Annotated in this window: 7 protein-coding genes; 1 reads left to right on the forward strand and 6 read right to left on the reverse strand. The window is 36.9% G+C overall.

Annotation, left to right across the window (positions count from 1 at the left end):
• Positions 1-46 precede the first annotated feature (46 nt).
• The 6 genes from KAS42_00970 to acpS all read right to left on the reverse strand — a co-directional run bounded on the left by KAS42_00970 (position 47) and on the right by acpS (position 5,785).
• The gene (locus tag KAS42_00970; protein MCK4904803.1) at positions 47-1,456 is read right to left on the reverse strand and encodes a hypothetical protein; all 1,410 of its coding nucleotides are present in this window, start codon (positions 1,454-1,456) and stop codon (positions 47-49) included.
• A 107-nt stretch (positions 1,457-1,563) separates the two neighbouring features.
• The gene (locus KAS42_00975; protein MCK4904804.1) at positions 1,564-1,668 is read right to left on the reverse strand and encodes a thiamine phosphate synthase; all 105 of its coding nucleotides are present in this window, start codon (positions 1,666-1,668) and stop codon (positions 1,564-1,566) included.
• Between the two features lie 78 nt (positions 1,669-1,746).
• On the reverse strand, positions 1,747-3,687 hold the full coding sequence (locus KAS42_00980) for a hypothetical protein (GenBank protein MCK4904805.1): 1,941 nt from the start codon (positions 3,685-3,687) through the stop codon (positions 1,747-1,749).
• Between the two features lie 61 nt (positions 3,688-3,748).
• Positions 3,749-4,813, reverse strand: a complete 1,065-nt coding sequence (locus KAS42_00985) for a thiamine phosphate synthase (protein ID MCK4904806.1) — start codon at positions 4,811-4,813, stop codon at positions 3,749-3,751.
• Positions 4,814-4,920: 107 nt separating this feature from the next.
• Positions 4,921-5,382 (reverse strand): D-glycero-beta-D-manno-heptose 1-phosphate adenylyltransferase, encoded by a 462-nt coding sequence (gene rfaE2, locus KAS42_00990; GenBank protein ID MCK4904807.1) that lies wholly within the window; start codon positions 5,380-5,382, stop codon positions 4,921-4,923.
• Between the two features lie 19 nt (positions 5,383-5,401).
• Positions 5,402-5,785 (reverse strand): holo-ACP synthase, encoded by a 384-nt coding sequence (gene acpS / locus KAS42_00995; protein ID MCK4904808.1) that lies wholly within the window; start codon positions 5,783-5,785, stop codon positions 5,402-5,404.
• Between the two features lie 167 nt (positions 5,786-5,952).
• Here acpS and alr point away from each other — a divergent pair.
• The coding region (alr, locus tag KAS42_01000) for an alanine racemase (GenBank protein ID MCK4904809.1) at positions 5,953-6,937 on the forward strand (985 nt) is incomplete at its 3' end.

A 6,937-nucleotide genomic window follows, 5' to 3' on the forward strand; every position in this document is an offset into this window, starting at 1 on the left:
AGGCAACTTATACAAGTCGTGATACAAACGAAAAATATTGTGTTTTTTATCCCGACGATTTACCGTCTCGATATCCAGCCACTTCAGTTCCCTCTGAAACTCTTTCACAGAGCCACATTACGGGTTTTAAAATTTCCCTCGCAATATTCTTCAAAATGGGATGCTGTTTTGCAAATCTAACCATTACGGGAGATATTTTATAATAAGCTGAAACAAAAATTTGCCCGACAGGATTAGTTAGTAAGGTATCATCTCTAAAACGCCTGCATAACATAATATCATCTGGCGCTAGAGCAAAACCTTCTAAAAAACAAAGAGGTGCTCCACTACTACCCCCATCATCGGTATCGTCACCTTCATAATACTCAAGCACAGTTGATGTAACAAAATCGCTATTTGTTATTTCAGCATCACTTTCATCAGTAGCGGTTAACGTCAACTCATCGGTCGTACCTCCTGCAGTTCCTGCAGGAACGGTTAATTCTACTATCATACTGTCTGCTTCGTCAGGGTCAAGTGTAATAGAACTTCCACCCAGAAGGTTAGTTGCCCATCCATTTGAAGAAGATGCAGATAAATTATAATTGGCTGTTTCTGCCTGAAAATTTTGCACTACAAAAGTATAACTTTTCACCTCATTAGCAGAAACGTCTTCATCAGCAGGCGCATATACCTGAACACTACCTGCACCCGTCCATTTCTCAAACCCGACAATCTGCCAAACATCTCCGGGAGCAAGAGTGCTACGATTCCACTGGAGAGAATATCCAGCGTCAACATTATTTACATTTACTGTGTTAGGAAGTTCTCCATCATTCATTTCACCCCAATTAGTGTCATAGTCATCCTCATGATACCTGTCAGCCAACGAACTTGGATGTCCGTATAAACCCATAATACCGGCACTTTCATTTTCGTTATTTTTTAGATATACCATATTCACTATTGCACTGTAATAACCTTTCGAATTATCATTACCGTCAAAGTAAGTATCTCCTCCGTGCAGAAAACGACAATCTGTATAAGTAGTTCCACTTGTATTTTCTATATCCCATTCCAATCTATAATAAGAATTCCCGTTTGTATAATAAATCCTTTGGGTAATCCTTACACCTGTTGCTCCTGCATCATAAACCGTTTCTATACTCCAGCCATCAGGTTTACTGTGAGACACGGGTGTAAAAACTGTGCCTCCACAACCACCGGCAGGAACGTTCCCCATTGAAAACTGCTGCGACGTGCCATCTAAAAAAAGAGTCGAACCCTTCGCATTAATACCAAAATATTGTCGGGTTGCGCCATATAGAATTCCCATTTGAGCACAGTCATCCGCCTGAACAGTCAATGGGTCTCCTGTAATCTCCAGCCATACATCATCAGCTTTAACAGTAATAGGAAATAAAATTCCGATTAATCCTGCTATTAAAAACAAGTAGTAGAAAAACCACTTTCCCATTTTTAACCCTCCTTTAAAATTTTTATGGCTTAACATAGTATATGCTAACCTCCGTTTTTTAAAAAATATTTCTTAAAACAAGCTACACTTGCACTGATATTACCATTTTAAAGAACAGCCGAAATTACAGCAACACTATCTGCGCCTACTTGCAGTACTTCCTTTATATTTTTTCCATTTATCCCACCGATAGCAATTATTGGTATGGATATTTTTTTCTTTTATCACTACAGATAAGCTCTATACTACAACTCTTTTAACATAAAAGTAGCTCTATCGTCCCTTTTAACCTATTTAATTATTTCTTCACAAAGCCAAATTACAGGTTTTAAAATCCTTCTCACTGTATTTTTCAAAACAGAATGTTTTATTACAATTTCAGCCATTACAGGAGATATTTTATAATAAGCTGAAACAAAAATTTGCCCGACAGGATTAGTTAGTAAGGTATCATCTCTAAAGCGTCTCAATACTATAATATCATCTGTCGCCATAGCCGTTCCCAAGACACTCTCGATGAAACAGGGATTATTCTTCTCTTTTCTTTCATCCTCTTCATCTTCTTCCTCCTCTGCAATTACCGGCAGAACGTAACGGCTCAAGCAGATACGATAATAGGAAAAGTCGGCATCAAGTAATTTCTGAGCCTCCTGCACCTGCTCAAAATACATGTACGTAACATATACCACACCATTTAAATCAACAGCTATTTGAGCAGATGAAGAATCGCCACTACCTATATCAATAGAATCTCCGTTAGCAAAAGTAGTTATCCAATCTGATGTATCATTATCCCAGATACGCACATCTGTGCTGTTATAACGGTTTAGATAAACACTTGCAGGCTCCTGGTGAGCATAAGTAACATAGATATTGTTACTTAAATCAATAGCAAGTTGAGGATTGCCACAACTTTCCGTTCCTGGATCAATGGGATCACCGTCAGCAAAGGTATCCGTCCACTCTGAATTACCATTGTCCCAGATTTTTACATCCGTACCATCATATCTGCTTAAATAGATACGGTTGTAAGAACCATCTGATTGCTGATATATGACATACGCTCTATTGTTTAAATCAATAGCTATCTCTGGATTGGCAGCATTATTACCTGTCGCTGCATCTATAGGATCTCCGTCAGTGAAGGTATCCGTCCATTCTGAATTACCATTGTCCCAGATTTTTATATCCGTGCCGTCATAACGACTTAAATATATACGATTGGCTGCTCCGTCATTTTGATGATAGGTAACATATACTCTACTGCTGGAATCAACTGCTATTTGAGGATTATAAGCGTGAGACCCTGTTGCTGCATCTATCGGGTCGCCATCTGCAAAAGTGTCAGTCCAGCCGGAAGCACCATTGTCCCATATTTCCGCATCAGTACCATTGTAACAGCTTAAATATATACCATAGTCAGCACCATTATACTGGTAATAGGTAACATATACTCTACTGCTGGAATCAATTGCTATTTGAGGAGAAAAAGCGTGAGACCCTGTTGCTGCATCAATGGGGTCTCCGTCAGTGAAGGTATCCGTCCAAGTAGAATCTCCATTGTCCCAGATTTCTACATCTGTACCGTCATAGCGGCTTAAATAGATACTATAGTATGTGCCGTTATGTTGGCTGTAGGTGCAATATACTACACCATTGGAATCAATTGCTATTTGAGGAGAAAAAGCATGCATACCTGTTGCAGCATCAATGGGATCTCCGTCAGTGAAGATATCAGTCCAGCCAGAAGTATCATTGTCCCAGATTTCTACATTTGTACCGTCATAGCGGTTTAAATAAATACGAGAGTACGTGTCACTTTGGTAATAGGTAATATATACTCTGTCGCTAGAATCAATAGCTATTTGGGGATCATAAGCATCTCTACCCATAACTGCATCTATCGGATCGCCATCTGTAAAGGTCGTTGTCCAGCTTAAAGTATCATTATCCCAGATACGCACATCTGTACCATCATAACGACATAAATAGATGCGTTGAAAAGACCCATCAAGCTGGTAGAAAACAGTATAGACAATACCATTTGAATCAATAGCTATCTGGGGTGAATATGCATTGGAACCCGTAGCAGCATCAATCGGATCACCATTAGCAAAAGTTGTTGTCCACCCGGATGCGTCATTGTCCCAAATATCTGCTCCTTCGCAAAAGCAGGAATTATGCATACCTACCAGGAGTACCAATATAAAACTAAAAGCTATTACAAACATGCGATTTTTTCTCCCTTGCATACCAATACTATTCATAAAAGACCTCTCCTTTGGTTTTTATTTATTTTACATTATCTATCTTGCTTGATGTTTTAAAACTCGGAATTTTCTTTTTTAAAATTTTAATTCTTTCTCTAATTATTTTGCATTTTAATACAGCCGAAATTACAGCAACACTATCTGCGCCTGATTTCAGTACCTCGCCAATATTTTTTTCGTTAATCCCACCGATAGCAATTATTGGTATGGATATTTTTTTCTTTACTTCTTTTATAATTTTTATTCCCAAAGGAAAAGGAATATCTTTTTTTGTAGTTGTTGGAAAAACTGGCCCTAAAGCGACATAATCAGCGCCATCTTTTTCGGCTTTTATTGCTTCCTTTACGCTATCGCAGGATATGCCGATAATTTTATCTTCACCGATTATTTCGCGCGCTTCCGTAATAGACAAATCGTCTTTACCTAAATGAACTCCATCAGCTTCTACAGCCAAAGCAATATCAACTCTGTCGTTTACAATAAATAAAATTCTCTGAGGAATTAAATTTCTTATTTTTTTCGCTTCGGTATAAAGTTTTTTGTCAGAACAAGTTTTATCACGCAATTGAATAGTATCAGCCCCGCCCTTAACTGCTTCTATCACAATTTTCGCGTTTGATTTGCCCGCTATTTTTTCATCGGTAATAATATAAAGCCCCAACTTTGAAGTAAGCTCTTTCCTGTAAATAGAAAGTTGAATTTTTTTCTGAATATTATATAAATCAAATCTAATTTTTTTGATCTTATCGGTAACTTTTAAATTGATAAGTTTTGAATATTCTTCCAAAACTCTGATACTTTCTTCTACTCTTGAAAAATTGGAAGCAATTATTTCCTGTATATTATTTCTCTTTTTTTCTTTTCTATTCTTTCCAATATCTGCTTGGCTTTGTCTTGAGGCAAGAAGTTTGATAGAGGACATATTAAGCAACAAGGGAACACGTGAAATTTCGTGTCTTAGACTTCTTAATCTTTCGGATAATTCTTTTTTCTCAAAAATAAAACGCAGTTCATCTTCTATTACTCTTATACCCTCTCTTGCCCTATTTATATTAGCGTCAATTACACGATATATTTTACTGTTCATATTTCTAAATGGTTAATAGTAGTTAACAAGGGTTAACATAGGTTAAAAGAGGTTACTTTTATAAAGTTCAATTTTTTGCAACCTTTATTAACTGTTTTTAACCAGTTTTAACCTTTATTAACCTTTTTTATTCTCCCAATTATCTCGGAGGTGGAAGAACCTTCAACCTGCGGAATAATAACTACTCTGCCTCCGTTTGCCTCAACTATATCCCTGCCTACAACTTCTGCTATCTTCCAATCTCCGCCTTTAACCAAAACATCGGGCTTTAATTCGGATATAATTTTATATGGAGTTTCTTCGCTAAAAATAGTTACAAAATCCACCATCCAGAAACTTGCAAGTATTTCCGCCCTCTCATAATCAGGAAATATCGGACGGTTTTTCCCTTTTAATTTTCTTATTGAATCGTCAGAATTTATAGCGATTACCAATAAATCCCCTTGGCTTTTTGCTTTCTGCAAAAGGATTATGTGCCCTTTATGGATAAGGTCAAAACATCCGTTTGTAAATACAATTTTTTTATTTTGCTTCTTTTCTTCGCGAAGTTTTTCCTTTAATAAATTTATATCTTCTATTATTTTATATTTAGTCAATACTCTCTCCTATTGCAGTTGCCATAGCATATTTTCTGTCATGGGAAATGCTTAAAGCAATATTTTTTATGTCTTTTTGGGCGGCTATTAGTTTGGTTTTTCCTTTAAGGGATATATAAGGTTCGCCGCTTTTATTCTTTAATATTTCCACATCTTTCCATCTGACTCCCAGCCCCCAACCTGTCTTCAAAACTTTAAATACCGATTCTTTGGCAGCAAATCTGCCTGCGTAATTAATCCAGGGTGATTCTTTTCTCTGGCAATATTTCCTTTCGCTATCGGTAAATATTAGATTTAAGAAGCGCTCGCCTCTTGTCTCTATTATTTTCTTTATTCTTTCCACACTGATAATATCCGTTCCTACACCTATAATCATGCGGCAATTATATCATTTTACAAAAACTTACATACCATCATCTGTTTGCCCCGTTAGAAGTAAAAACTGTTTTTAGATATTTCTGCAACAGGAGTGCTTTCGGCTCTTCCTACTTCTAACGGGGTTTGAAAACAATCAATCAATTAACCTATAATGCCTTATAAAATATGAGAACCACAAAAGTTATAGTATCTTTAAAAGCAATAAAAAATAACATTGACACAATCAGAAAAAAAATCGGTAAAGACGTAAAAATTCTCGCATGTGTTAAGGCCGACGCTTACGGACACGGGCTGGAAAAAGTGTCAAAGGCGATACAAAAAAAAGCGGATTATTTCGGCATTGCGTCTATAGATGAAGGCGCTCTTTTAAGAAGAATAGGAATCAAACTTCCTATTCTCATATTGAACTGCATTCTGCCCGAAGACGCAAAAGAAATCATCAAATATAATCTTTCGCCTACATTATGCTCTCTTGAAGTTGCTGCAGCTTTAGACAAAGAAGCATTAAAGGAAAATAAAAAAATAAAAGTCCACATAGATATAGATACAGGAATGGGACGAACAGGAATAAAAGTTCAGGAAGCAATAGATTTCATCAAAAAAATTCTGAAATTCAAAAACTTAAAGATAGAAGGGATATCAACACATTTCCCATCCGCTGACGAATCCGACAAAAATTTCACCCGTCAGCAAATCGAAACTTTAGACCGACTATTAAAAGACATTGACGCTATGGGAATAGACATCCCTTTAAAACATACCGCAAATAGCGCCGCAGTTTTGGCATTTCCCGAAAGCCACTTCAACATGATTCGTCCGGGATTAGCAATATACGGATATTACCTTTCTGCCCATTTCAAAAAAATAGCTAAACTTGAGCCTGCATTATCTCTGTCAAGCAGAATAGTATGTTTGAGAAAACTTCCAAAAGGCGCAACTATAAGTTACGGTAGAACATACACAACTAAACGCGCCTCGCTTATTGCTACACTTCCAATAGGATACGGCGAAGGATATAGTCGCGCTTTATCTAACAAAGGCAAGGTTATTGTCTGCGGTAAAATAGCTCCTGTTGTGGGAAGAGTTTGTATGGATCAAACAATGATAGACGTTAGTAAAATTCCAAATGTTAAAATAGGCGACGAAGTTA

Source organism: bacterium, assembly GCA_023135785.1.
In the GTDB taxonomy this organism is placed as follows: Bacteria; CAIJMQ01; CAIJMQ01; order CAIJMQ01; family CAIJMQ01; genus CAZNJA01.

What these genes read in the sequence shown, in the direction of transcription:
- KAS42_00970 (MCK4904803.1), bottom strand. Translation starts at nt 1,456, where the DNA reads ATGGGAAAGTGGTTTTTCTACTACTTGTTTTTAATAGCAGGATTAATC.
- KAS42_00980 (MCK4904805.1), bottom strand. Translation starts at nt 3,687, where the DNA reads ATGTTTGTAATAGCTTTTAGTTTTATATTGGTACTCCTGGTAGGTATG.
- KAS42_00985 (MCK4904806.1), bottom strand. Translation starts at nt 4,813, where the DNA reads ATGAACAGTAAAATATATCGTGTAATTGACGCTAATATAAATAGGGCA.
- acpS (MCK4904808.1), bottom strand. Translation starts at nt 5,785, where the DNA reads ATGATTATAGGTGTAGGAACGGATATTATCAGTGTGGAAAGAATAAAG.